The sequence below is a fragment of the Wolbachia endosymbiont of Dactylopius coccus genome (genome assembly GCF_977011065.1).
Window position 1 is genome coordinate 33,448 of the sequence record NZ_OZ347065.1, and the last position, 25,530, is coordinate 58,977.

At 36.5% G+C, this 25,530-nt stretch carries 21 protein-coding genes, 1 tRNA gene and 1 pseudogene; 13 read left to right on the forward strand and 10 right to left on the reverse strand.

Going from position 1 to position 25,530, the window contains the following annotated elements:
- Positions 1-313 precede the first annotated feature (313 nt).
- A pseudogene (locus ACWHVF_RS00170) lies at positions 314-559 on the reverse strand (PD-(D/E)XK nuclease family transposase); the annotation flags it as partial.
- Between the two features lie 155 nt (positions 560-714).
- Positions 715-2,037: a glutamate--tRNA ligase gene (gene gltX / locus ACWHVF_RS00175; RefSeq protein ID WP_064124984.1), complete on the reverse strand. Its 1,323-nt coding sequence runs from the start codon at positions 2,035-2,037 to the stop codon at positions 715-717.
- Positions 2,038-2,540: 503 nt separating this feature from the next.
- On the opposite strand from gltX, the gene ACWHVF_RS00180 reads away from it, so the two are divergent.
- From ACWHVF_RS00180 to ACWHVF_RS00190, 3 genes are all read left to right on the forward strand, one after another.
- Positions 2,541-3,005, forward strand: coding sequence for an IS5 family transposase (locus ACWHVF_RS00180; protein ID WP_447933025.1), 465 nt, complete (start codon positions 2,541-2,543; stop codon positions 3,003-3,005).
- Between the two features lie 45 nt (positions 3,006-3,050).
- Positions 3,051-4,062, forward strand: a protein-coding gene (locus tag ACWHVF_RS00185) for an IS630 family transposase (protein ID WP_447933026.1) whose coding sequence is annotated in 2 segments (ribosomal slippage) — positions 3,051-3,512 and positions 3,514-4,062 — 1,011 coding nt in all. Because the reading frame shifts where the segments join, the coding sequence is not laid out codon by codon here.
- Complete coding sequence (locus ACWHVF_RS00190) at positions 4,059-4,400, forward strand: transposase (RefSeq protein WP_447933027.1); 342 nt, start codon at positions 4,059-4,061, stop codon at positions 4,398-4,400. Before ACWHVF_RS00185 ends, ACWHVF_RS00190 begins: the two co-directional genes overlap by 4 nt.
- Before the next feature lie 46 nt (positions 4,401-4,446).
- Here ACWHVF_RS00190 and ACWHVF_RS00195 read toward each other — a convergent pair whose 3' ends face one another.
- The 4 genes from ACWHVF_RS00195 to ACWHVF_RS00210 all read right to left on the reverse strand — a co-directional run bounded on the left by ACWHVF_RS00195 (position 4,447) and on the right by ACWHVF_RS00210 (position 12,444).
- Positions 4,447-5,094 carry a hypothetical protein gene (locus ACWHVF_RS00195; RefSeq protein ID WP_064124974.1) on the reverse strand — a complete coding sequence of 216 codons (648 nt, stop codon included), beginning with the start codon at positions 5,092-5,094 and terminating at the stop codon, positions 4,447-4,449.
- 42 nt (positions 5,095-5,136) lie between these two features.
- Positions 5,137-7,953: an excinuclease ABC subunit UvrA gene (gene uvrA / locus ACWHVF_RS00200; RefSeq protein ID WP_064124973.1), complete on the reverse strand. Its 2,817-nt coding sequence runs from the start codon at positions 7,951-7,953 to the stop codon at positions 5,137-5,139.
- A gap of 416 nt (positions 7,954-8,369) precedes the next feature.
- On the reverse strand, positions 8,370-8,504 hold the full coding sequence (locus ACWHVF_RS00205; RefSeq protein ID WP_447933028.1) for a hypothetical protein: 135 nt from the start codon (positions 8,502-8,504) through the stop codon (positions 8,370-8,372).
- A gap of 658 nt (positions 8,505-9,162) precedes the next feature.
- Positions 9,163-12,444, reverse strand: a complete 3,282-nt coding sequence (locus tag ACWHVF_RS00210) for an AIR synthase-related protein (protein ID WP_447933029.1) — start codon at positions 12,442-12,444, stop codon at positions 9,163-9,165.
- A 107-nt stretch (positions 12,445-12,551) separates the two neighbouring features.
- Between ACWHVF_RS00210 and ACWHVF_RS00215 the strand changes: the two genes are divergently transcribed.
- The 3 genes from ACWHVF_RS00215 (at position 12,552) to ACWHVF_RS00225 (ending at position 16,663) form a co-directional block, all read left to right on the forward strand.
- On the forward strand, positions 12,552-15,350 hold the full coding sequence (locus tag ACWHVF_RS00215) for a WPE palindromic element domain-containing protein (RefSeq protein WP_447933030.1): 2,799 nt from the start codon (positions 12,552-12,554) through the stop codon (positions 15,348-15,350).
- 137 nt (positions 15,351-15,487) lie between these two features.
- Positions 15,488-15,658 (forward strand): hypothetical protein, encoded by a 171-nt coding sequence (locus ACWHVF_RS00220; RefSeq protein WP_447933031.1) that lies wholly within the window; start codon positions 15,488-15,490, stop codon positions 15,656-15,658.
- Between the two features lie 252 nt (positions 15,659-15,910).
- Positions 15,911-16,663 (forward strand): IS5 family transposase, encoded by a 753-nt coding sequence (locus ACWHVF_RS00225; RefSeq protein WP_064124816.1) that lies wholly within the window; start codon positions 15,911-15,913, stop codon positions 16,661-16,663.
- 388 nt (positions 16,664-17,051) lie between these two features.
- On the opposite strand, the gene ACWHVF_RS00230 is transcribed toward ACWHVF_RS00225, so the two are convergent.
- Entirely contained in the window at positions 17,052-17,249 is a 198-nt protein-coding gene (locus ACWHVF_RS00230; protein ID WP_447933032.1) for a hypothetical protein, read from the reverse strand.
- On the reverse strand, positions 17,221-18,690 hold the full coding sequence (gatA, locus tag ACWHVF_RS00235) for an Asp-tRNA(Asn)/Glu-tRNA(Gln) amidotransferase subunit GatA (protein ID WP_064125455.1): 1,470 nt from the start codon (positions 18,688-18,690) through the stop codon (positions 17,221-17,223). Before gatA ends, ACWHVF_RS00230 begins: the two co-directional genes overlap by 29 nt.
- Positions 18,691-18,934: 244 nt before the next feature.
- Here gatA and ACWHVF_RS00240 point away from each other — a divergent pair, with 244 nt between their 5' ends.
- The 3 genes from ACWHVF_RS00240 (at position 18,935) to gpmI (ending at position 20,747) form a co-directional block, all read left to right on the forward strand.
- Entirely contained in the window at positions 18,935-19,126 is a 192-nt protein-coding gene (locus ACWHVF_RS00240; RefSeq protein ID WP_082860942.1) for a hypothetical protein, read from the forward strand.
- 19 nt (positions 19,127-19,145) lie between these two features.
- Positions 19,146-19,217 (forward strand) — tRNA-Asn (locus ACWHVF_RS00245).
- A 33-nt stretch (positions 19,218-19,250) separates the two neighbouring features.
- Positions 19,251-20,747, forward strand: coding sequence for a 2,3-bisphosphoglycerate-independent phosphoglycerate mutase (gene gpmI / locus ACWHVF_RS00250; RefSeq protein WP_064125454.1), 1,497 nt, complete (start codon positions 19,251-19,253; stop codon positions 20,745-20,747).
- Positions 20,748-20,894: 147 nt separating this feature from the next.
- Here gpmI and ACWHVF_RS00255 read toward each other — a convergent pair whose 3' ends face one another.
- Both ACWHVF_RS00255 and fabD read right to left on the reverse strand, forming a co-directional pair.
- On the reverse strand, positions 20,895-21,020 hold the full coding sequence (locus ACWHVF_RS00255; protein ID WP_447933033.1) for a hypothetical protein: 126 nt from the start codon (positions 21,018-21,020) through the stop codon (positions 20,895-20,897).
- A gap of 45 nt (positions 21,021-21,065) precedes the next feature.
- Entirely contained in the window at positions 21,066-22,028 is a 963-nt protein-coding gene (gene fabD, locus ACWHVF_RS00260) for an ACP S-malonyltransferase (RefSeq protein WP_064125453.1), read from the reverse strand.
- Positions 22,029-22,156: 128 nt separating this feature from the next.
- Between fabD and rpmE the strand changes: the two genes are divergently transcribed.
- The 4 genes from rpmE (at position 22,157) to ACWHVF_RS00280 (ending at position 25,225) form a co-directional block, all read left to right on the forward strand.
- The gene (rpmE, locus tag ACWHVF_RS00265; RefSeq protein WP_064125452.1) at positions 22,157-22,369 is read left to right on the forward strand and encodes a 50S ribosomal protein L31; all 213 of its coding nucleotides are present in this window, start codon (positions 22,157-22,159) and stop codon (positions 22,367-22,369) included.
- Between the two features lie 19 nt (positions 22,370-22,388).
- Positions 22,389-23,183 (forward strand): NAD kinase, encoded by a 795-nt coding sequence (locus ACWHVF_RS00270; protein WP_064125451.1) that lies wholly within the window; start codon positions 22,389-22,391, stop codon positions 23,181-23,183.
- A 316-nt stretch (positions 23,184-23,499) separates the two neighbouring features.
- Positions 23,500-24,957: a hypothetical protein gene (locus ACWHVF_RS00275; protein WP_064124782.1), complete on the forward strand. Its 1,458-nt coding sequence runs from the start codon at positions 23,500-23,502 to the stop codon at positions 24,955-24,957.
- Positions 24,958-25,060: 103 nt separating this feature from the next.
- Entirely contained in the window at positions 25,061-25,225 is a 165-nt protein-coding gene (locus ACWHVF_RS00280) for a hypothetical protein (protein ID WP_179945549.1), read from the forward strand.
- The last annotated feature ends 305 nt before the right edge of the window (positions 25,226-25,530 follow it).

The following is a 25,530-nucleotide window of genomic DNA, read 5'->3' on the forward strand; positions in this document are numbered from 1 at the left end:
TTATCAGCATCTTTAGCTCTTTCGTAATTACGATACTTATGAAACTTCACTTGCGTTCACCATACCACTAAGCCTAGCCCTCCAACCACATGATGCTTGTAGTTTATGCTTTCTCTCACGATTGGGCATCTTCTTTTTCAAGAGGAGGTTCATTGTCCGCATCGCTTGGCACCAACTGGTTACCCAATTCGCACTGATGCGTAGACTCAGATGGCAAAACATCTGGTTTAATAAGTTTTAGGATTCTTTCAGTTTCTTTCTGAAGGAATTCCTCTCCTTTTAAACAATATGACCGAAGACTTTCAGGTCGCACCATCTCAATCACAAACCTATTACCAATAGAATCCTTGCAGAGAACATCAACAATACTTTGTTTATCAGAGGCGACTTCAGGATCCATGATAGTACTTAAGAATTCTACTTCTTGTATTGCACTTGCCTCAGCAAATCCTAAAATATCGTTCAAAAAGTGAATAAGGATATTCTTATTTTTTTCCGTTCCAAAGATTTTTTTGAAACACAAATCATTGCGAGGATCGAGAAATTTTGAAAGAGCCATAATGCTTGGAAAATATTAATAATTATACACACAATTATTCAACTATATTTTTGAAGATAGCTAGTTTCTGTATTTACTTTAAATTGAAGAAAGCTCAAATGAAAGATCGCGTTTTTTACAGAATGCAGTCTGGTTACTATATAATTTTTTGGTTTTCACTTTTCTTTTAACCTTGCAATGATATTTTCTTTGCCGATAAAAATTAATAATTTAGCAAGTTCTGGGCCTGTTTCTGTTCCTGTTAAAGCTGAACGCAACTGCGTAAATAGGTTTTTTGCCTTTATATCCACTGTTTGTCGAATAGTTTTGACCCATTCTGACAACGTGTTTTCATTACAATCACCTTGGGGCAATGCATTGAACGCAATTTTTATAAGCTCCTTATCAAGAATCACAGGCTCTATATCAGATTTGCATATTTTCCACCACTTGGCCACCTCAGAAAACCTTTCTATATTGTTCCTTATAAAATACCAAAACTCTGAGGAGTCCACTCCAATTTGATTTAAACGGTCTTGCACCATTTCAAATGGCATTTGTTGCAGAACTTTGCTATTTAGCTTATATATTTCACTCAAGCTGAATTGTACAGATGCTGAGCTAAATTTTTTAATGTCAAATGAGTCAATTAAAGACTGTATGTCAACATAAGCTTCTATCGGATCAGATGTTCCGAGCTTCACTAAATAGCTAGTTAGCGCCATTGGTTCAATTTCATCTTCTCTTATGGACTTGATATCCAGCCCGCCTTTCCGTTTCGATATCTTGCTATCATCAAAATGTAGCAGAGAAAGGTGAGCAAACATAGGAATTTTCGCTTTTAATGCTTTAATCATTTGGATTTGCACTGCGGTATTAGTTACATGATCTTCCCCACGTACAACATGGGTTACATTAAAGTCAACGTCATCAATAACAGAAGGTAGCATGTATGTGTAAATTCCATCTTCTCTTTTTACCACAGGGTCACTGACGCTACTGGTTGCAATATTTATTTCACCTTTAACTTCATCATTCCATTTAATAACTTCATTTCTATCCAACTTAAATCTAAAATGTGGTTTTCGTCCTTCTTGCTCATAATGGATTTTCTCTTGCTCAGTTAGAAGCAATGCACTTCTGTCATAAACAGGAGGAAGTCCTTGTTTTAATTGCAACTTTCGTTTAATTTCTAACTCTTCTCTTGTTTCATAGCATGCATAAATATGCCCTTCTTTTATTAACTGCAAGAACACCTCGTTATAGCGCTCAAAGCGCTCTGATTGCTTAAAACTTGCATCCCAATCGATACCAATCCATTTTAGGTCTTCTATGATATTATTTATATATTTGACATCTGAACGCTGAAGGTCAGTATCATCAAAACGGAGTAAAAATTTTCCGTTTTGATTGCGTGTGTACATCCAACAAACCAGAGCAGTTCGTACATTTCCTACATGGAGATAGCCAGTTGGGCTTGGAGCGAATCTTGTTAGCATTTAAACGGCAATATTGTAAAATAATAACTTATTTACTCTAATTTATTTTAATTTTATATAAATATATGGCTAAAGCAAGTGAGATCTATTTCCTACTCTTCTTTCTTGGCTAATCCATAGTTAGCGTTAAAGAAGCTCGTTGCTACGGCTTATTGGCATGGAAAAAGCTACTTGAGTATACCAAGCAAGAATCTAGCAGCAACATTAACTGAAAATGTCTGTAATACTACTGTAGTAAGGCTATATGCTTTTGTTTGAAAGCAAAGAACAGCTAAAACGTAACCGAAAAATGTAATGTTTTTTCACCAAAATCAAACATTTTAAGCGTATTTTCTCTCGATTTAGCTGAGGTTTTTATGGGTTTTCTAAATTTTGTTGGGGCTCTTATATGGCCTCTCTAAATTTTGCCCACAAAAACCTAGGCTCTGTGGACAAAAAATATGAAGAGGGAGAAAAAAAGTGGTAGTTTAACCAAATGAACATAAAAATGGAGAAACTACCGAATGGAATATTATATAAAAGAAAGAAATTGGAAACAAATTTTAGAATTCATAAAAGGCATAAAAGGAATGCATAGTAAAGACGAAAAACGTTTAAGAATATTCATAGAAGCAGTGTGGTATATGGCGCGAAGTGGTTGCCAATGGCGACTTTTGCCGAAAATCTATGGCAATTACAGAAGTATACACAAACGATTTAAGAGATGGTGCGAAAGGGGTATTTGGAAAAATTTATTGGAGTACACAAAACAAGAGCCAGATTTAGAAGCCGTCATAATCGACGGTACGATCATTAGAGCCCATCCATGTTCGGCTGGATATACAAAAGATTCGAAGGATCAAGAGGCTTTAGGGCGAAGTAAAGGTGGCTTTACGACTAAAATTCATGCACTTGTTGATGCATTGGGAAATCCTTTAAAATTTATACTTATACCAATTCCCATTACACGGCAAACAGATAGACAATAATAGAAGACAAGCCATAATGAAATAAGTGAAATAGTCGAGGTATAAATGGCACTAAGATCAAAATTATTGGATGAAGAAGTAGTAAAATCAGCAAAAAAAATGCTGAAGAAAGTAAGGAACAATGCATATGTTGCAAAAAAACTAAATGCTGTAATTGCAGCAAAAAAGCATAGTATAACGGCTGTAGCAAAAATATATTGCATTTCAAGAAGCGCACTAACTTCGTGGATAAAACTCTTGAAATTAGGCAGAGAAGAAAAATTGTTTGCTCCTCCACAACGGCGTAGAAAAACTAAATTAAATCAGGCTCAACTACAGCAAGTTGAAGCATGGGTAGGAGAAAATCCTAATATTACCATTAAAGAAATGAGAATAAGAATCCAGGAAAAGTTCGGCTTAAATATTAGCAAATCTACAGTACACCGCTATATGCAAAAGATGAAATTCTCTTATATTACACCAAGACCAGTACACAATGTACAAGATAAAAGAAAACAAGAGGAATTCAAAAAAAAATCTCAACGAAGTTATTGGCAAGTATCCTGAAAAAGAGCTGTTTTTCTTCGATGAATCGCGGTTTGGCACACATTCAAAGACCGGGCATGGATGGTTTAAAAAAGGCGTCAGAACAAAAGTTAAGGTAAAATTAGGTAGGGAAAATTTTTATCTCTACAGTGCAGTTAATCCTAGAAATGGGGAGAATTCTAGCTTGTTTGCACCGAATGTCAACACTGATTGTATGAATATATTTCTTGAGCAAATGTCTCAATATTTGGGACCACGAGAAGCCTTTCTTGTTATGGATTGTGCTAGTTGGCATAAGTCGAAAAGTTTAAAGGTACCTAAAAATATTAAGATTATATACCTACCACCATACTCACCTGAACTCAATCCAGTTGAGAGGCTTTGGTTGTATGTAAAACAGAACATTTTGCGCAATAAAATATACGATACTATTGCTTTGCTTGAGAGTGCTTTGTGTAAATTTATTACTTCTCTTACCTACTCCACAATTAAACAACTCTGCTATGTATCCTATTTGAATGACCAACAATGAGAATTGGTATTACTCCTGGCCAGAGGAATGAAATTACACAAGCTGAAGTATTAACAAAAAATGTCTATAACTCCATTGTAGTAGCTGATAAGGGTTATGACAGCAATGCTTTTGTGGTCAGCCTTGAAAACAGGAAATGTGAAATCGTAATTCCATCAAAAAGGAATCGAAAAGTGCAAAGATACTATGATGAGCATATTTATAAAGAACGTCATTTGATTGAGTGCTTTTTCGGTAAAATTAAAAATTTTAGGCGCATTTTTTCCAGATTTGACAAGACCGCAGAGGTTTACATGGGATTTCTAAATTTTGTTGGAGCTCTCATATGGCTTCTCTAAAATTTTGTCCACAGAGCCTAAGTTACTTTAGCTATATAAAAAGAACTTATAACTCAGTTTGCGGTATACTATTGGCTAAAGTAGCCTCCGAATCACTCCAATGAGATAAACGCTGATATTTTTCTGGCTCCTGTATTTCACTTAACTTACTTTGCACTTTGTTGCAAGCCCACACAAGTGGCGTTATCATTGACGCGGCAGCCCAAATGATAGCAGCGCAAGCATAACTTACAATCTTGTTAAATACTTCAGCTACTGCACTAGCACAATCTTGCCCAGCACTTAAAAATGCATTTGAATGATCAACTAATGATTTTGTATTTGCTTTTAAACAATAGTCCCCTGTTATTTTTGACAATAACTTGGTTGGAAAGTATGACAAATATGCCACCATCAAAAATAAAGGTTGCAATATTATATTGGCTGCTAAAACAGCACCCAGTGTACACAATGAATATACTCCCTCTGCTCTGTGGCCCACGTATTCACATTTATCATTATCTTGATAATACTTGTTATAATTGTCTTTACTCTCAACTCCACAAATTACATCTTTCACAGGTCCTAGCACATTATCAACGTAACGTACAGATTTATAGAAACTATTTTCTGGAACTAGTGTGCAATCTTCTGCTCTCTTAGCAGGCACAACTCCATATTCAACGTACCTTCTAAAGTATCGATATACTGACATTCTTATCTCCAAATCATAAATATGCAACCTAGCCTAATATAATTAAAAAATAGTGTATGCTCTATTTGATAAATATGTTTTAAGATACCTGCCTGTAACACTTTCTGGAATTTTTGCTACTTCTTCTGGAGTTCCAGTAGCAATCACTTCTCCGCCTTTTATTCCGCCCTCTGGTCCGATGTCTATTATATAATCTGCAGTTTTTATAACATGCAAATTGTGCTCAATAACTATAACAGTGTTTCCCAGATCGACTAATCTATGGAGTATTTTTAGTAAGTTATTTATATCTTCAAAGTGTAATCCAGTTGTTGGCTCATCAAGAATATACAATGTTCTTCCGGTAAATCGTTTTGATAGCTCTTTGGACAGCTTTATTCGTTGTGCTTCACCCCCAGACAACGTTGTTGACGACTGTCCGAGTTTTATATAGCCAAGCCCCACTTCCTGCAAAGAAACCAACTTTTCTTTTACCATTGGAAGGTTTTCAAAAAAATCACAAGCCTGATCTATCGTCATATCAAGCACATCAGAGATTGATTTTCCTTTATAAGTAACTTCCAATGTTTCACGATTATACCTTCGCCCTTTACACTGCTCACACTTCACATAAACGTCCGGTAGGAAATGCATCTCTATCTTTAAGTGCCCATCACCTTTACAAGCCTCACACCTTCCCCCTCTGGTATTAAATGAAAACCGGCCTATATTGTATCCCCTTGCTTTTGACTCCGAAAGACCTGCAAACCAATTTCTTATATGAGTAAACATACCGACATATGTTGCTGGATTTGACGCAGGAGTTCTACCAATTGGCGACTGATCAACTTCTATAATTTTATCTACATATTCAAGACCTTCTATTCTATCACACCGACCATACCGTGCAGACGAATGATGTATCTTATGTGCTGAATATTTATATAACGTTTCTATGACTAAACTTGATTTTCCCCCTCCTGATATTCCAGTAACACAAATAAGATTCCCTATAGGAAATTTAACGTTCACATTTTTTAAGTTATTTTCACATGCATTTATTACTTTTATGAACTGAGTTGCTTGCTTTCTTCTCCTTGGAATTAAAATTTTTTTCTCTCCACTCAAATATTGCCCTGTTATGCTCCCTGAATTTCTTTGCACCTGGTCTGGTGTTCCTTCTGCAACAACTTTTCCACCATTTACACCAGCTCCAGGACCAATATCAATCGCATAATCAGCAGCCATTATTGTATCTTCATCATGCTCAACAACGATTACAGTGTTACCCATGTCTCTCAAGTCTTTCAGTGTAGCAATTAACTGATCATTATCGCATTGATGAAGGCCTATCGAGGGTTCATCAAGCACATACAGCACTCCTGTTAAACCAGAGCCAATTTGCGAAGCAAGTCTGATCCTCTGACTCTCACCGCCAGAGAGAGTGCTAGATTCTCGATCGAGCGTTAGGTAATTCAACCCTACATTCTTTAGAAATGCTAGCCTCTTAATTATTTCATTTAATATTTTACTTGAGATTTGCTTCTGTTGTTCTGTGAGCTTGTCTGGCAAATTTTCAAACCACTTAAGGGATTTATCGATGCTGAACCCTGATATTTCACCTATATGTTTGCTATCAATTTTTACTGTAAGCGCTTCTTTTTTCAATCTATAGCCAGTACATTCTCTGCAGTGAGTGACAGAGCAATATCGCTCAACAAGTGTTTCATCATAATCCATCTGGTTCTCCAAGATACTGATCAAACCTTGAAATTTATTAGAGCCAAAGAGTATCATATCTTTTACTTCTTGATCTATGTTCTTCCACGGAATATCAAGGTTAAATTTGTAGTTTTCAGCCAGTGATAGAATTGCACTTTTTAGAAATCCATAACCTGTGTGCACTTGACGGAACATTGATCCCACTGGCTTTAAAGCACCCTCAGATATTGAAAGAGTTTCATCCGGTACTATTAGCTTTATATCAACACTTAGTTTTTTACCAAGCCCATTACACGAACCACATGCACCGTAAGGGCTGTTAAAAGAAAATAATCTTGGTTCTATTTCCTCAAGAGTGAAACCAGACTCGGGGCATGCAAAATTCTCTGAAAAAGTCAGAATTTGACCATTTTTATACTCGGAATTATGGTTGTCAGGTAGGTTTACTATTTCTACATACATTAGACCATTACCAAGTTTTAGTGCGGATTCTATACTACTTGGCAGTCGATTTCCTATATCGCCCAATATTGATATTCTATCTCCAACCACAAAAACGTCGTGTTTCTTGTTCTTGTCGAGTTTAGGCAAGTCATCTACATTGTACACTTCACCATCTATTTTGAACCTTACGTAACCTTGTCTTTTAATTTCCAATATCTCTTTAAGATGTTCTCCCTTTCTACCACGCACAACAGGGGCAAGTATATATATCTTAGTTTCTAAAGGTAACGCAATTATAGTATCTACAATTTGAGACACCGTTTGTTTTGTTATTGGTAATCCAGTTGCAGGTGAATAAGGAACTCCTATTCGTGCATATACTAAGCGCAAGTAATCGTAAATTTCGGTAACAGTTCCAACTGTTGACCTTGGATTTTTTGAGATCGATTTCTGGTTGATAGATATTGCAGGAGAGAGACCTGTAATCGACTCAACATCTGGTTTATCCTGAATGTTGAGAAATTGACGCGCGTAAGCTGACAGGCTTTCAACGTACCGGCGTTGGCCTTCTGCATAAATCGTATCAAATGCGAGGCTAGACTTGCCAGAACCACTTAGCCCAGTTATAACAACTAGCTTATTTTTCGGTATATTGACGTCTACACCTTGCAGATTATGTTCCCTTGCGCCCTTAACTCTGATAAAATCGTCCATATTATACTATATAACGTATTTTAACTATTATAGCCTTAAAATACATGAATTTACAGTGATATGTTGATTTTCTATTGATTTTTCAACTGTTACGGAAAATTAGGCAGCGTTTGATAAATCGTCATTCCGCTACTTGTTAGCGGCTGAGATACCGCGACGGTATGACGGTTAAGTAGGCCAGTGCCCCTATGATGTCATCCCAGTGTCAAGCACACAACTGTACGAACGTTGTAGTTTGGGCCATCAGTTGGGCAGTGCCCAGACACTGGTTCTATGCAACTTAATTAAAAGCGTTTGTTTTAGCGTAAGACAACTACCTTTAGCTCATCAGCTCAGTTATAAGCAAAATTTCTGGATTCCAGACTGGAATGACACCATTTGCTGTCTTCAAAAATGAATGTTCGTACAGCTATGTGTCAAGCACTGGGATGACACCATTCTTTTTTCTGGATTCCAGTGTCTGGGCACTGCCCCACTGATAGGCTCAAATCATAATGTTTGTACAGTTGTGGGTTTAGGCTACCTATAAATTCTAAACTGTTGTTACGCACCAAATACACCCCCAGGACCCAAAGTCAGTTTAGCTATATCAGAAAACAGGTTATGTGGAAATCTTAAAATATTTCTTGCTTGTCAAGCAAAATAAATACATTCCTACAAACAAACAGATGCTCAATATTGACACATAAGAAAACTTAAAAATTAAATCTCTAATATATATTGATAAGCATTTACCTGCAGAAAATTTGTATAGTAATCCAACACATAAAACGGCACTATCAACAACTGATGCTATAATTAAAGTAATGAAATTTGCCATATGAAAATTCAACTTGGACTTCAATTTTTCAAAAATAATTATGCTTGAGAGAAGAGATACTAAAATTGCAGTATATGAAATCAATATCATCAAATTAAAACTTTGCAATTTAAAAACACAACATAGCATTGTACACACTATTAAGTTGTACGTAGCTTTGCTTCTGCCATAAAATTCAACCATTGAATTTACAACTAAAGCAGCTCCCACAAATAAGGCAGCACATATTATCAATTTATTTGAAGTGTTGAGTAAAGAAAGACTGATAAACAGGAGTATCGATAAAATAGACATAATTACCTACCCAAAATTAATAACATACATTCATTCTAAATAAACATTACATATAGTAAAAGAGTTATTTAGCATAATAAGAAAAATATTTTATATTAGCATGCCACATCTTTCAGATCTACTTTTAAAACATCCTTTATGTTTAGCACCTTTTTCTCTGTTACTTTGCCAATACATGAATAAACTGCACCTTCAAACAATTCTTCAAACCTCTTCTGATTTTGTGGTGCAATAGTAACCAAAATTCTACTTTGCGATTCAGAAAACATTATTATCTTGTTTATTATGTCCGTATTTTGTATTTTTCCTATTGGCACTAGTGAAAGATCGATTTCAGCACCAAGGTCTCCTGCAATTAGCGATTTTGCCAGAGCAATAACTAATCCGCCTAAGTTTGGTGCAATTGCAGAGGCAATTATGCCATCTTTTATTGCCTGGTTGTAACGCTCATACAACTTCCTAGCGCTCTTTGCATCAACTTTTGGTACATTGTTATTATCTATTCCACTGTATAATTGATATTCAGATCTACCAAGTTCATCAAGTGTTTCTCCAAGCACGTATATTAAGTCCCCCGGCATTTTCACATCAAGCGATACCGCATTTTCAATATTTTCTATAATTCCAATTGCTGAAATGAGTAATGAAGGTGGTGCAGAGATCATCACTTTCTCGCCATTTTCATCATATCCCTTAAAGTCGTTAAACATACTATCTTTTCCGGATATGAATGGTGTTTTAAATGCAGTTGCAAAGTCATAACAAGCTTCTGCAGCTCTCTTTAGTTGCCACAACCTTTCTGGATTATAAGCATCGCACCAGCAAAAATTGTCGAGCAACGCTAGATGATTTATATTTCCTCCTGCAGCTACGTAGTTGCGTATGGCAGTGTCAATCGCACATGCTGCCATGTGATAAGTGTCAATTTCTCCATAACTTGAGCCAAATCCTTGCGATTTTACAACACCTTTATTTGAAGAAAGGATTGGTCTTGAAACAATAGCTTCACTGCACACTCTTCCCTTGCCCTGCAGTGGTTTCAGCACTGACGACCCTTGAACCTCATGATCATATTGCACCACTATGAACTCTTTGCTGCAAATGTTTGGTCTGCTCAGCATTTCTTTTAGTTCAGTTTCTTGGCTTGATGTCATGCAAGTAGCTGACATGCAAAGGGTGTCATTCCAGTGCTTGACACTGGAATCCATTTCACATTCAATTCCACCATTAGATGAGTTTTGGCGTAAAATGTTTGCAGGCTTTACCTGCTGGATCCCAGTGTCAAGCACTGGGATGACAGGAAAGGATACAGCAGACTCCTTAGACCATGGCTTTGTTTGTAAATGCACTTTGGGATTACCGTCATGCAGAAATTCAGTTTCGATGTCCATTATTACTTTCCCTTTAGGACATTTAACAACAGCTTTACCACTCTCATTGAACTCTCCTATCACACAAACCTCCACATCATGTTTTTTCATGATTTGCTTAAACATAGGGAGATTTTCTTCTGGCACTGCTAAGGTCATTCTCTCTTGTGATTCTGATATCCATATTTCCCACGGAGCCATACCATCGTTTTTAAGTAGAACCTTGCTTAAATCAACCTCGAATCCATCCTTTCCCATTTCACCAATGGACGACGACAGCCCACCTGCTCCATTGTCCGTTATTGCATTATAAAGACCAAGATCTCTTGCTTCCAAGGTGGCATTGGATAATTTTTTTTGTGTTATAGGGTCACCAATTTGCACAATTGTTGAAGGGCTGTTTCCCGACAATGCCTCTGAAGAAAACGTTGCACCGTGAATTCCGTCTCTTCCAACTCTTCCACCAATAATTACGATTTTATCGCCGTTTTTAGGCCCTTTGATGTGTGAAGGTACATTATTTATACTGCGCGGAATAATTCCGACACTGCCAACAAAGACTAACGGCTTTCCACAAAATCTATCGTCAAAATATACCGATCCAAGTTGTGTTGGAATACCAGAGCAATTACCAGCAACATTAACACCGTGAATCACTTCTTTCATTATATATTTTGGCGGTAAGATCTCATCAGTGCGCTCTTTATCCCTATAAAATTTGCCTTTTGCTTCTTTGGCAAAGCAAAAGTAATAGGTATTCATTATAGGCTCCGCGCCTTTCCCGAAACCCACTATATCACGATTAACTCCAAGTACTCCGGTCATTGCTCCACCAAATGGATCAAGAGCTGAAGGGCTATTGTGAGTTTCAACTTTATCTACAATCAAGTAATCGTCATCAAAAATTATTCCTCCTGCGTTGTCGGAGAAAACTGACACGCATATGTCAGAATTTATCTCACGCGTTGCACGCTTAATATAATGTGCGTATAGGCCATCTTTTATTTCATCAATGGGAGAGCAAAAAATATTGTGTTTACAATGTTCAGACCAAGTCTGTGCCAGAGACTCAAGTTCAATATCATATGGATTTCTATTAAGTTTTTTAAAGTAATCCTTTATAGCTTTCATTGCTGCCAGAGAGAGCCCTAAAGTGCCATTACCATCGATTCCATCTCTGCTGATTTTCTCAAGTTCTTGGTCACTTACATTTAAATCAACAGATTTAGCTCCATTACTACCTGATGTCATTCCAGTGCTCTCTTCTGTCATCCCAGTGCCCTCTTCTGTCATCCCAGTGCCCTCTTCTGTCATCCCAGTGCCCTCTCTTGTCATTCCAGTGCTTGACACTGGAATCCAGTTTTCATTATACAACTGCTTGAAATTTTCTGGATCCCAGTGTCGGGGCACTGGGATGACACCAGGTGTTGTATTCGATTTACCATAATATTTCCAGCTATAGTTCTTACAGACAAGTGTGCAATACTCAGTGATAGGGTTGAATTCTTGTTTTATATCATCTTCAGTTGGCAAATTCCCTTGACTTAGAATCAGTTTTGAACTTCTTGCTTTTATCTCAATTGATGTCATTCCAGCGCGTGACGCTGGAATCTGCGTTTTCTCTTTCTGGATCCCAGTGTCAAGCACTGGGATGACAGAAGGGAGGGCTGGGATGACAGACTGGTCGATATAGCCTTTGCTTATTAAATATTCTGTAATAATTTGTTTTGCTGTGTTGCCTACATTGTCGGTCATGCCAGGTAAAAAGCTTATCTCCAAGCCCCACTTTGCTTGTGGTTCTATGAAGTCATATTGAACTTCCTCAAGGTTTTCATTGTAGGAATAATAACGGCAGTCTTGTATGACTTTATTATAAAATAGCCCGCAAATTTCTTCATATAATTTGGGTGGTAACTCTTTGCACATGCAAATCGAGTAAACGTTGACTAACCATCTGCGGCCAACTTGTTCACATTTATTTAAAACTTCTATTCTGATGTTTGCCATGTAATATTGTGAAAGACTTTAATATATCATAGCATAAGAAACTGCGAGCACATTTATATTTTGAGTGATTTCTATATAATAAAATATTGTATTAATTGTTACTGTTAGTGGGAAGAGTTTTTACCGTTAACGTGGATGAGTCCTTTTTCAATGTATTGGTTCAGCACATATTTTCTGAATATGAAAGAGAAAAAATTCCCGAGATAAAGATCATACTTCCCTGCAAAAGGGATGTAATAGCGCTGCTGAGTGCGTTCAAGAATTATAACGCTAAAAAATGCATAATTTTGCCAGAGATAGTTTCACTGGAAAACATTGATGAAGAGGATTTAATATTAAATCTTGATAGAGTTAAAGTTATCAATCCAACAAAGAGGATGCTGCTACTCATTCAATTCATATTGGAGTGGAATAGAAAAAATAATGATAATTTCCCAATTGATTTAGCTTATAGCCTGCCATCATTGCTTGATAAAATTCAGTATACCCAAATGGCAGAGTTCGATGAACATTCAAAAAAAATAGAAAGTTTCATAAGCTTACTCATTGAGAGTTGGAATAAAATTTTAAAAGATTTAGGAGTAGTAGATATATTAGAACATAAGAGTGATTACATAAACAATATGATAATCTCTTTACAAAAAGACCAACATATAATCTTTGTTGGAATTGGAAAGGATAAATCGTTAATTAAGGCTATATATGACCTGCCGTTTGGAAAAATAATTTTGCCTAATCTGAATTTGAAAATTAAAGAGAAAGATTGGCAATCACTTGATAAAAAACATTATCAATATTGCCTGAAAGATCTGCTCGATTATTTAAAAGTGGATAGAAGGGATGTTAGTTTTCTGCCAGAAGCGTGTTCTGGTGTCATCCCAGTGCCCAGACACTGGGATCCAGAAAACTTAACTTTAAATGAGCGCACCAGGTGGCTGTATAATGAAAACTGGATCCCAGTGTCAGCTACTTGGATGACAGAAGAAAGGGCTGGGATAACAGGAAGTCCTGAGGAATATCTAGATTACGTCTTTGATACAACTGCCGATCTAAGCAAAGTTAGTAGTGGACATGTTGGCAATATTGAAGTCATCACTTGTGCTTCCAGAGAGGAAGAAGCACAAGTGACATCATTAATTATAGAGAATGAAGGTTATGAAAACGTTTCTTTGGTTGTCTTTGATAAATTACTTGCAGCTCGTATAGCATGTTTATCAAGGCAACACAGTGCCATACCGGAAAATTACCCTTATATAACACTCCTACTTTATAGTATCGAAGTTTTGACCTCAAATTGGAGCAGTGTGTCATTACTTTCGCTCCTTAAACATAGGCTAGTGACTTTTGATTACACTCAAGAAGAGTACTCTCAGATTTTATCTGAATTTGAAATAGAGATATTACGCAACTTTAGTACAAATGGCCTTAAAGATATTATAGATGCTATCAATGCCCATAAAAAGCTAAAATATAAAGAAGATATATTACTTATTATCAGTAAGTTAGAGGCTATACTTAATCTTTTGCTTAACTCTATAAATTGCCCTATTTCTGATGTGGTGGCAACTCATTTGCAGTGTATTAATATATTATCTGGTATAAATTTTTCAGAGCTAAATAGTGAAATAGGTAATTTTACCTGTAATTTCTCAAATGCATGTGAAGGTATAGAAATTAAGTGCTCCTTAGAGTTATATAGCCAAATTCTGACCTTATTTTTAGAGAAAGAGTTTTTCTCTGTAGCAAATGACTTGAATAAATTCAGCTTATATCACAACAAGGTTGTAATACTCGCTGGATTTAATGAAGCGCCAAGCTTTCAAGGGCCGCTTTTGAATGCACTTACGAGAGAAAAATTTAGCCTTCCTTCTGCGCAAGAAGAGCAGGGGTATTTTTTTTATACTTTACACAATTTGTTTTGTGCAAGTAAGGTTTATATTACAAGATCGCTAAGCCATAGAAAGCCAATTCTATTGCAGCGTTTGGAAATTCTGCTCAAGGAGAGGAAGCAGCCGTATCGTGATTGGCTAAGGATATTAAATACGCCTGAATGTATTGTTCCATGTACTCAGCCTATGCCAAAACCTCAAACCGAAGTTAGAAAAGAAAAAATGCAGGTGATGTCTTGCAGTGCAATAGAAAAGCTAATTCGTAATCCTTATTCATTTTACGTTGAATATATACTGGGTCTTAAACAATTAAGAGACTTGAATTTTAAGCCATCGATATTGGAATTTGGCACTATGGTACACAACATTCTTGCAAGATATTTACGCAACAAAAAATCGCCAATGAGCATTGTACGAGAAGCATTCTCGACTAGTCAGTTTAATTTTTCAAATATGTGGTGGGTAAGACTGCAAAGGATAATTCAATCTTTTGTCGAATTTGATGAGACTCGAAGCAATTATGTTGAGTTGGAAAAGAGCTTTTCCTGTCCAATATTTCATATTCCAGCGCGTGACGCTGGTTCTTGTGATCAGTATGAAACTGCTTGGATGACAAATAGGCCACAAGAAATTTCACTGACAGCAAGATGTGATAGAGTTGAGTATCTACCAAGTGGGCAAGTGGCAATTATAGACTATAAGCTTGGTACACCACCTTCCAATGAAGAAGTAATGTCGGGATTTTTTCCGCAATTAATTTTACAAGCCTTAGCGGTAGAACATATAACAAAAAGAGAAGTCTCAGAACTTGCTTATTGGAAACTTGATTATGATAAAATAAAAGTTATTTCTATACAAAATTATAGATACAAAATGCAAGAATTAAAAAATGATCTGCCTGGTTTTTTATCTAACTATTTAAGTGATTCCACACCCTTTATTGCCTCTCCATATTTTGATAAATTCTTGAGATTTAACAGCTATAAACAGCTAGAAAGGGTAGGGGAGTGGTTGTAAATGGTGTCATGTAAGTAGCTGACACTGGTTCACTCTATAATGGTGTCATCCAAGTAGCTTGACACTGGGATCCAGAAAACTTAACTTTAAATAAGTGGCTGCATAATAAAGGCTGGATTCCAGTGCCAAGCACTGGAATGACAGCAATCCTACGTCATACCGTCACGGTATCTCTAGATCCCGCTAACAAGCAGCGGGATGACGGTTGTCAGGTCAGCGCCCCTATGATGTCATCCCAGTGCCCCTATGATGTCATTCAAGTAGCTGACTACTTGGATCCAGGAAAAAGAATGGTGTCATCCGAGTAGCCCCTTTTTTGTCATCCCAGTGCCCTGACTACTTGGATCCAGGAAACTTAGTTGCAAGTAATGCATTGGGTTTGGTGAGTATGGGTTTTGCGTTATAGAATGAAGCACTTTTGGTGAATTTATAAAGAAAGCTGGATCCCAGTGTCAGCTACTCGGATGACACCCTACTAGGCTCTGTGGACAAAAAATATGAAGAGGGAGAAAAAAAGTGGCAGTTTAACCAAATGAACATAAAAATGGAGAAACTACCGAATGGAATATTATATAAAAGAAAGAAATTGGAAACAAATTTTAGAATTCATAAAAGGCATAAAAGGAATGCATAGTAAAGACGAAAAACGTTTAAGAATATTCATAGAAGCAGTGTGGTATATGGCGCGAAGTGGTTGCCAATGGCGACTTTTGCCGAAAATCTATGGCAATTACAGAAGTATACACAAACGATTTAAGAGATGGTGCGAAAGGGGTATTTGGAAAAATTTATTGGAGTACACAAAACAAGAGCCAGATTTAGAAGCCGTCATAATCGACGGTACGATCATTAGAGCCCATCCATGTTCGGCTGGATATACAAAAGATTCGAAGGATCAAGAGGCTTTAGGGCGAAGTAAAGGTGGCTTTACGACTAAAATTCATGCACTTGTTGATGCATTGGGAAATCCTTTAAAATTTATACTTACTCCTGGCCAGAGGAATGAAATTACACAAGCTGAAGTATTAACAAAAAATGTCTATAACTCCATTGTAGTAGCTGATAAGGGTTATGACAGCAATGCTTTTGTGGTCAGCCTTGAAAACAGGAAATGTGAAATCGTAATTCCATCAAAAAGGAATCGAAAAGTGCAAAGATACTATGATGAGCATATTTATAAAGAACGTCATTTGATTGAGTGCTTTTTCGGTAAAATTAAAAATTTTAGGCGCATTTTTTCCAGATTTGACAAGACCGCAGAGGTTTACATGGGATTTCTAAATTTTGTTGGAGCTCTCATATGGCTTCTCTAAAATTTTGTCCACAGAGCCTAGCAGAAGTTACTCTCAAATGTTTGTTCATGTTAGCTACAAACATTAAGAAATTTACCAAATGAAAAAAAAGGCAAAAGAAGCCCCGTTGGTGACTAGTTATTTATATGTACTTCAAAATATTGGCGTTTTTTTATTCTAAACGCTACGATTCAGCCGCTTTTAAATGCAACTAACCTAAATTATAAACGTTAAGAAATTTACTGAGCGGAAAAAAAGGCAAAGAAACCCCAGGGTGGCTAGTATTCAAATTCTCCCTTGTCTATTTGACGTCTTTTACTGTCTTAAACGCTTTATAAGCGCGTTTCAGCTTATATAGGTAGAAACCTAGAAGTTTTATAAAGACATGAGGTGCACATAGTGCAAAAAATTAAGCATGATTTACGCCAAATACATTAAGTTTTTTGTCATTAATCCACTGCAGAGATTGCGAAGATAAATAAATAGCTTCACTTTCATGATAAGGGGGGCTGGCGGAGTTTGTCAAGGAAGTTTTTTCGTTAGCAAATTTTAATGTAAAATTACTATCAGAAAACAGATTATGTAAGAGAGCTAATTGTTCTGCCACAATTTTGCTCTATCACACTTGCCACATTTAATATTCCAGCTTCGTCATAATAATTTCCAATCACTTGCAAGGCAAGTGGTAAACCCTCATTGGAAAGCCCAACAGGAACAGAAATAGCAGGCAATCCTGCAAGACTTGCTGGCACGGTAAACACATCATTGATGCACATAATTAGCGGATCTGGCTTTTCATTTAAGCCAAAAGCTTCTGTTGGAGCAGATGGCACAAGTATGTAATCTATTTTTTCAAACGCTTTTATAAAATCATTTCTGATTAATGCTCTAATGCACTGCGCTTTTTCGTAATATTCATTATAATGACCTGAAGAAAGCGCATAAGCGCCAATTAAAATTCTTCTTTTCACCTCTTTACCAAAACCTTCTGCTCTTGTTAGTGAATACATTTCTTCAAGGGTATCAGCATCAACCCTTAATCCATAACGCACACCATCGTAACGAGCAAGATTGGATGAAGTTTCAGCAGAACAGATTAAATAATAGACCGGTATTGCATATTTAGTATGTGGCAGAGTAATGTCAACAACTTCAGCGCCATTTTCTTTTAAATAGGAAGCAACTCTTTCCCAATTATGAACTATTTCCTCTGAAATTCCATCCATCCTATATTCTTTTGGTATACCAATGCACTTACCCTTGACATCACCATTTATAAAGCTAGAAAATTCAGGTACTGGCTTTTCGCTCGATATTGAATCTTTTTTATCATAGCCACAAATTACTTCCAGCATTAATGCTGAATCAGAGACAGAACGAGTAATGACTCCTGCTTGATCCAGAGAACTCGCAAATGCAATCATACCAAAACGCGAGCACCTTCCATAAGTTGGCTTTATTCCAACTACTCCACAATAAGCTGCTGGTTGGCGTACAGATCCACCGGTGTCGCTTCCTAACGCTCCAGCGCATAAAAATCCAGCAACCGATGCTGCAGATCCACCAGATGATCCACCAGGAACAACTTTTTCTTCGTCACTTTTTCTAACCCACACATTTTCAACAGGACCAAAATAGCTATTGGTGTTCGCAGAACCCATAGCAAATTCATCCATATTAAGCTTACCGAGCATGGCTGCTCCACTTTTTAAAAGCAAGTCAGACACTGTAGATTCGTAAGTCGGAACAAAATTTTCCAGCATTCTTGAGCATGCTGTTGTTTTGATTCCTTTTGTACAGAATAGATCTTTGATGCCAACTGGTATACCCATGAGCGGCGAGATTAAATCATCTTTTTGCCTAGAGAAATATTCATCTGCAACTTTAGCAGCTTTCATTGCTATCTCTGGGGTTTTTGTTATAAATGCATTTAACTCTTCATTTTCAACTGCATCGATGTGTGCTTCTATAAGCTCAACAGCAGAAAAATTCCTCTTTTTAAGCCCATCATGCATTTGTGTAATGCTTAACTTTCTTAATTCATTCATCAATATTTAATTTTTAGCAAGACGTTAATTATAACATGGCACGATAAAAAATCCATACATTTATAGTTACAGCTAGAAATATAGCTAAGAATCTGTACATAATTGATGCTCAGAGTGTAAAGAACGCAGATACTGCTGAAGAAAAAGGCTAGACGCTGGTAAAAAAATCTCAGGGCCATATCGCAGTTGATACTCAAGACATGCAATTTATGTAGCAACTGCAGGAACAACTAGTGCTGTGAGAATGGTCAACAATGCAAAAGAAAACCTTTCTGGAGTTAAGAATATACTGGTTGATGCGGGCTATACAGGAGGGAATTTTGCAACGCAAATAAAAGATATTATTGGTGCAACTGTTGAAGTAATAAAGCGAAGTGAATTTGAACAGGCTCTTACAAAGTATACAAAAAACGTTTACAATCAACATTCAACGTGATAAATTAAAGACGGTTTATTCCTCGGTAGCTCAGTGGTAGAGCAGTTGGCTGTTAACCAATTGGTCGCTGGTTCGAATCCGGCCCGGGGAGCTCTTCTCTATGAAATTCTAGTGTTAATCTTATATGGGCATTAAATCAATCGTTTTATGTATACTAGATGGCTGGGGAAATGGAGTAGAAAGCAGTAAATATAATGCTATTAGCAACGCAAATCCACCCTGTTGGCAATATATTAGCTCTAATTATCCAAAATGCAGTTTGTCCGCCTGTGGAACTGATGTTGGGTTACCTGGTGGTCAAATAGGTAATTCAGAAGTTGGCCATATGAATATTGGCAGTGGTAGAGTAGTAATGCAAAGCCTTCAGTGCATTAATCAAGAGATTGGAACAATAGAAAACAATGTAAATCTACAAAGTTTTATTAGTAATCTAAAAAGTAAGAACGGAGTATGCCATATAATGGGATTAGTGTCAGATGGCGGTGTTCATTCGCATCAAAAGCATATCTCGACTTTAGCAAATAAAATATCACAGCATGGAATCAAAGTGGTGATACATGCATTTTTAGATGGCAGAGACACATTACCAAATTCAGGAAAAAAATGCATTCAAGAATTTATAAAGAGTATAAAGGGAAATGACATAAGAATTGCTACTGTTTCTGGGCGTTACTATGCTATGGACCGTGATAACAGGTGGGAGAGAACAATTGAAGCTTATGAGGCTATCGCATTTGCAAAGGCACCTCGTCATGATAATGCAGTATCGTTGATTGATGAAAATTATCAAAATAACATAACTGATGAGTTTGTCAGGCCCGCAGTAATAGGTGACCATCAAGGTATAAAACCAGAAGATGGAGTGCTGTTGGCTAACTTTCGTGCTGATCGAATGATACAATTAGCAAGTATTTTGCTTAGTAAAACAAACCATACTGAAATAGCAAAACTCTCTTCAATTTTAAGCATGATGAAATATAAAGAAGATCTCAAAATTCCTTATATTTTTCCTCCTATATCTTTTGCTAACACTTTAGGACAGGTAATAGCAGACAATAAATTGCAACAATTACGCATCGCTGAAACCGAAAAATACGCTCATGTGACTTTCTTTTTCAATTGTGGAAAAGAAGAACCTTTCTCTGGTGAAGAAAGAATACTCATTCCCTCACCGAAAGTTCAAACTTACGATTTGCAGCCCGAAATGTCAGCCTTTGAGCTCACAGAAAAGCTTGTAGAAAAAATTCACTCCCAAGAATTCGCACTGATAGTTGTAAATTACGCTAATCCTGATATGGTAGGGCATACAGGTAATATAAAAGCAGCCGGGAAAGCTGTGCTAGCTGTAGATGATTGTCTTGCGAAAGTGCTGAGTGCTGTTAAAAAGTCAAGTAACACTGCATTAATTGTTACTGCAGACCATGGTAATGTGGAATGTATGTTCGATGAAGAAAATAATACACCTTATACAGCGCACACTCTAAATAAAGTGCCATTTATTGTGTCTTGCGATAATCTAAAACTAAGAGACGGAAGGTTATCTGATATTGCCCCTACTATTTTACAGCTACTTGGAATTAAGAAACCTGATGAGATGACAGGTAGTTCGTTGATTGTATAATTTTTCGCATTACTCTCTAACTGGATATGCACAGCTGTTGTAGTTTGAGACACCGGAAAGGTGTCATTCCAGTGCTTGACACTGGAATCCAGATTAAAGATTAAGTTGTAATCTTATATTAAAAATAATATCTTTGATAGTGAAAGATTAGATTCCAGTGTCAAGCACTGGAATGACATCATAGGAGTTATCCGATATTGCCCCTACTATTTTACAGCTACTTGGAATTAAGAAACCTGATAAAATGACAGGTAGTTCGTTGATTTCTTGCATTACCCTCTGTCATTCCAGCTAGACGCGCTGGCAAATAGATGTGTTTTAACTTAACCCAACTTTTAAATTCTCTGCTGTCAATATTAACGACTCATTAAAGAAGTTATCCATATCACCAATACTACCTACGCTTTTTGTACTGATAATTCTTTTAACTAGATTAGATAAAACTTTATTAGGGCCAATTTCAACGAACTTGTTAATACCACAACGCGCCATATGTAAAACCATTTCTCTCCATCTCACTCTGCTTATGACTTGTTTAGCAAGTAAAGCTTTTATAACTTTGGGATCATTCTCCTCTTTAGCTGTAACATTTGATATCAAAGGAACTATAGGACGGGTTATTTTAATACCCTCCAAAAATTTCAAAACTTTTTCATCAGCAGGTTTCATAAGAGATGAGTGAAAAGGTCCACTAACCTGTAATTTAATTAATTTCTTCACACTCGAGTTTTTGAATAAATCAGGTAGCATCTCAAGGGCTTCTGCAGTACCACTTATAACTACCTGCCCACCGCCATTATCGTTTGCAATTTCACAAACTCCATCAATTTGGGTTGATTTCAATATATCTTCTACTTCGCTTATCTCTGCTCCAAGCAATGCGACCATTCCACCTTTACATTTCAAAGAAGCTTCATGCATTGCTTCGCTGCGAACTTTCAGCAGCTTGACTGCAGACTCAAGAGTCAATGCTCCTGTAGCACACAGCGCTGTATACTCGCCAACTGAATGCCCACAAACATATTTAACATTATGACCAGGAAAAAGAGATTTATGCTCCATAACACGTAGCGTCGCAATTGACACTGCCATTATAGCTGGCTGAGCGTTTTCTGTAATGGTTAATTCTTCAATAGGACCGTTGAAGATTAAATGAGACAGCTTTCTACCCAATATGCTATCCACTTCATTAAATACTTGTCTTGCAACGGAAAACTCACTATATAAGCTCTTTCCCATTCCTACAAACTGAGAGCCCTGACCAGGGAAAGCAAAAATCATGATAACTATTATTTATTCCTTATTAAGTATAACATTTTATTTATTTTTTGTCAATATTTTAGAATAATGATTGACTTAGTGAATTAAGTTCACTAGAATATTAACTGACTAAAAGTTTATAAGCAACAATGGCAGAAATTGATTATCATAAGGTTACTATAGTCATGACAGATGGTCAAGAGTTTGAAACTCGTTCCACTTATGGAAAGGAGGGAGATAGGATAAAACTCGATAGGGATCCTCTCACTCATCCTGCATGGACTGGAAGTTTGACAAGCGGGTCAGCAAGTAAAACTAGCAAATTAGCTAAGTTTAACGATAAATATGGGGATATTTTCTAGTTTTTCGCTTCTTTTTTAGATGCATAAATACAAAAATATAGGCTATATCGCTTCTGAGTCACTAAAATCGCAGGAAGTATCTAAACTATTAAAGAAACTTAATTTTATCAATATAACAGAAGAAAATAAGTCCGAAATCGATCTATTGATAGTTGTTGGCGGTGATGGCTTTATGCTACGCACCTTGCATAATTACGTTATAGAAAACAAAAACACACACGTATACGGAGTAAACACTGGCAATGTTGGGTTTTTGATGAATAAATGCTTTAGCCGCAGTGAAGATTTAATTGATCATATAGAGCACGCAACTTCAACTCAGTTAACTTTACTAAAAATGGAAGCAACAGACACAAGTGGCAAGAAATACCACTATATAGCGGTAAACGAAGTATATGTTTTTAGGAAAGCAAACCAAATAGTAGAGATGAATATTACTATTAATGATAAACTAAAAGTAGAAAAATTTAGAGGGGATGGAGTAATATTATCTACTCCCACAGGCAGCACTGCATATAACTTCTCTGCCGGTGGCCCAATCTTGCCACTAAATTCAAACTTACTTGCACTGACCTCCATCAATAGCTATTACCCAAGACATTGGAATGGAGCACTAATCTCAAATGATACGATCGTACAAATTGACATTAACGACACAAAAAACCGTCCAGCACTTGTAGTATCAGATTACAAAGAGTTTCATAATATATCACAGATAAAAATACAAAAAGACCACGAAAACACAATAACTTTGCTTTTTGACAAAGATTACCCTCTGAATGAAAGGATCTTTGATAGACAATTTCTATACTAATAATGTATCTGTTCAGATGCATGGCTAATGTACAAATATTGAAACAAAAATTCCAGTGCCCCTGTGATGTCATTCCAGTGCTTGACACTGGAATCCAGCTTTTGATCGAAAATGTTGTATAGTACACAATCAAATTTTCTGGATCCCAGTGTCTGGGCACTGGGATGACACCCATTTGTTCCTATAGTTGTCTTTTCTCGTCTACCTTATTTTGCCACTCTGCTAAACAGATACATTATCTGTAAATTGGTATTTACTACATCTTAATAACTATAGCGTAATCAAAAGAGCATTGTAGTTAATTTCGGAGGGTAATATGCCAGGAACACAAGATACAGTAAAACCACTTTCTTATACACCAATAGATAAAGATGGCAAAGTAACACCAGAAACTCCACCAACACCAACGCCTAGAACAAGTACTCTCAAAAAAAATGATGAAGAAATAAATCCACCATCGCCTGAAGAAGCAGGAAAAACTATCTCAGATATACTGAATATAGCATCATCGATTTTGCCAAAAGCTCCAGGTTTACAAGACAAAGAAGACGAAAATTTGTTTGATCTTAGTACTGAAGTACCACCTCCTTCCCTAGAAGAAACAAAAGGTGAGACTCATGATTGGGCATCACAAACAGCAAGTTTAGGTTTAGGAGGATCATCTGGTAATGAACCAGAAGAACCTATTTATGCAACTATAAACCCAGATACAAAATCTTCGAAAAAGAGCTTAGATAGTGGAATAGATAATCAAAGCTCAGGAATGACAAGATCAGTTTCACAAGAAACGGAATTTAGTAACCCTTGGGATTTTGATAAAACTCTCGAAAACCTAAAAGAAGAGTTCAGTACACAATATAGTACAGGTGAAATGAATTCAAAAACTTCCTTAATCAATTCACAAAAGAAAGTAAACAGAATCTGGCCAAGAGCGCAGTATGCCATGCAGCAGAAGGGCTTTATAATTTTTGGTGCAAGTGCTATTATACTCAGCACATCTGCAGCTTTATTATACTTACAAGATAAAGCAAAATTTATTGCATTTTTTACAAACAGCCCAAAATATATCACTATACCAGTTATCGCACTTGCTGCGTTGCTTGCAATTAGTCCAATATTTTTTGCAATAAAACAGTTTAGAAATACTGAAGAACATTCCATTCAAAAAGAAGATGCGAATGAAATTTTAGCTGATGTGTTGGAGCATCAGCCAAAAAATAAAGCTATAAAATCTGTAAGACTGGAATATAGCAATGGCACTCATTCAAATTTTGTACTTAATGCTTGGGAAGCTAAACAAGGCTTCACTAACATTGACGAAAAAGTAATTACTAGAACTAATAAAATAAAATCAGTAATTAACGACAGACCAATATTTACTGCATTATTTACTGGTGTAGTTGCTGCAAATATAGCACTTCCTTTATTGCTGTATGCGGAAGGCGGTGTTAATAATATACAAAAATTTTACCAAAACCCTTTGATTAATAACATAGGGTTATCATTACTTATAGGTTCTGGTATACTTGCATTATCAATTATATGTCTTGGCGTGCATTATTATAGAAAAACAAATTGCACTAACCTTATATATTCTCAGGAAAAGATTGACACTGAAAGCGTTAACAAGAAATTCATTGAAGAAATAAAACAAGAAAGAACAGAGGTTCTTGGAGAAAACCACAGTAAAGATGCTAAACGCAGCAGCTTAACGCTTGAGCAAGTTGTAGTCCAATCTCATAATTGTAAGGATGTTGTTTATAGTGTCGGTTAATAAAATGCACAACGTAAAACACAATGCCTTATGCTCTTTCTTCGTCATCCCAGCGCGTGACACTTTATAATGATGTCATGAAAGTAGCTGACACTTGGGGTCTATGTTTTTTCTGGTCACACGCTGGAATGACAAAGTGAGCGTGCGTAGGTGTCATCCCAGTGCCTATTTCTTTGTCATCCCAGTGCCCAGACACTGGGATCCAGCTTCTTTTTTTCTAGATTCCAGTGTCAAGCACTGGAATGACACCTCTCTTGGGCTCTTTTAGCTACAAACGTTAAGAAATTTACTAAACGAAAAAAAGGCAAAAGAAGCCCCATGGTTGGCTAATTACTTACATTATACTTTCAAGTATGGCGTTTTTTTATTCTAAACGCTACGATTCAGCCGCTTTTAAATGCAACTAACCTAAATTATAAACGTTAAGAAATTTACTGAGCGGAAAAAAAGGCAAAGAAACCCCAGGGTGGCTAGTATTCAAATTCTCCCTTGTCTATTTGACGTCTTTTACTGTCTTAAACGCTTTATAAGCGCGTTTCAGCTTATATAGGTGGAAACCTAGAAGTTTTATAA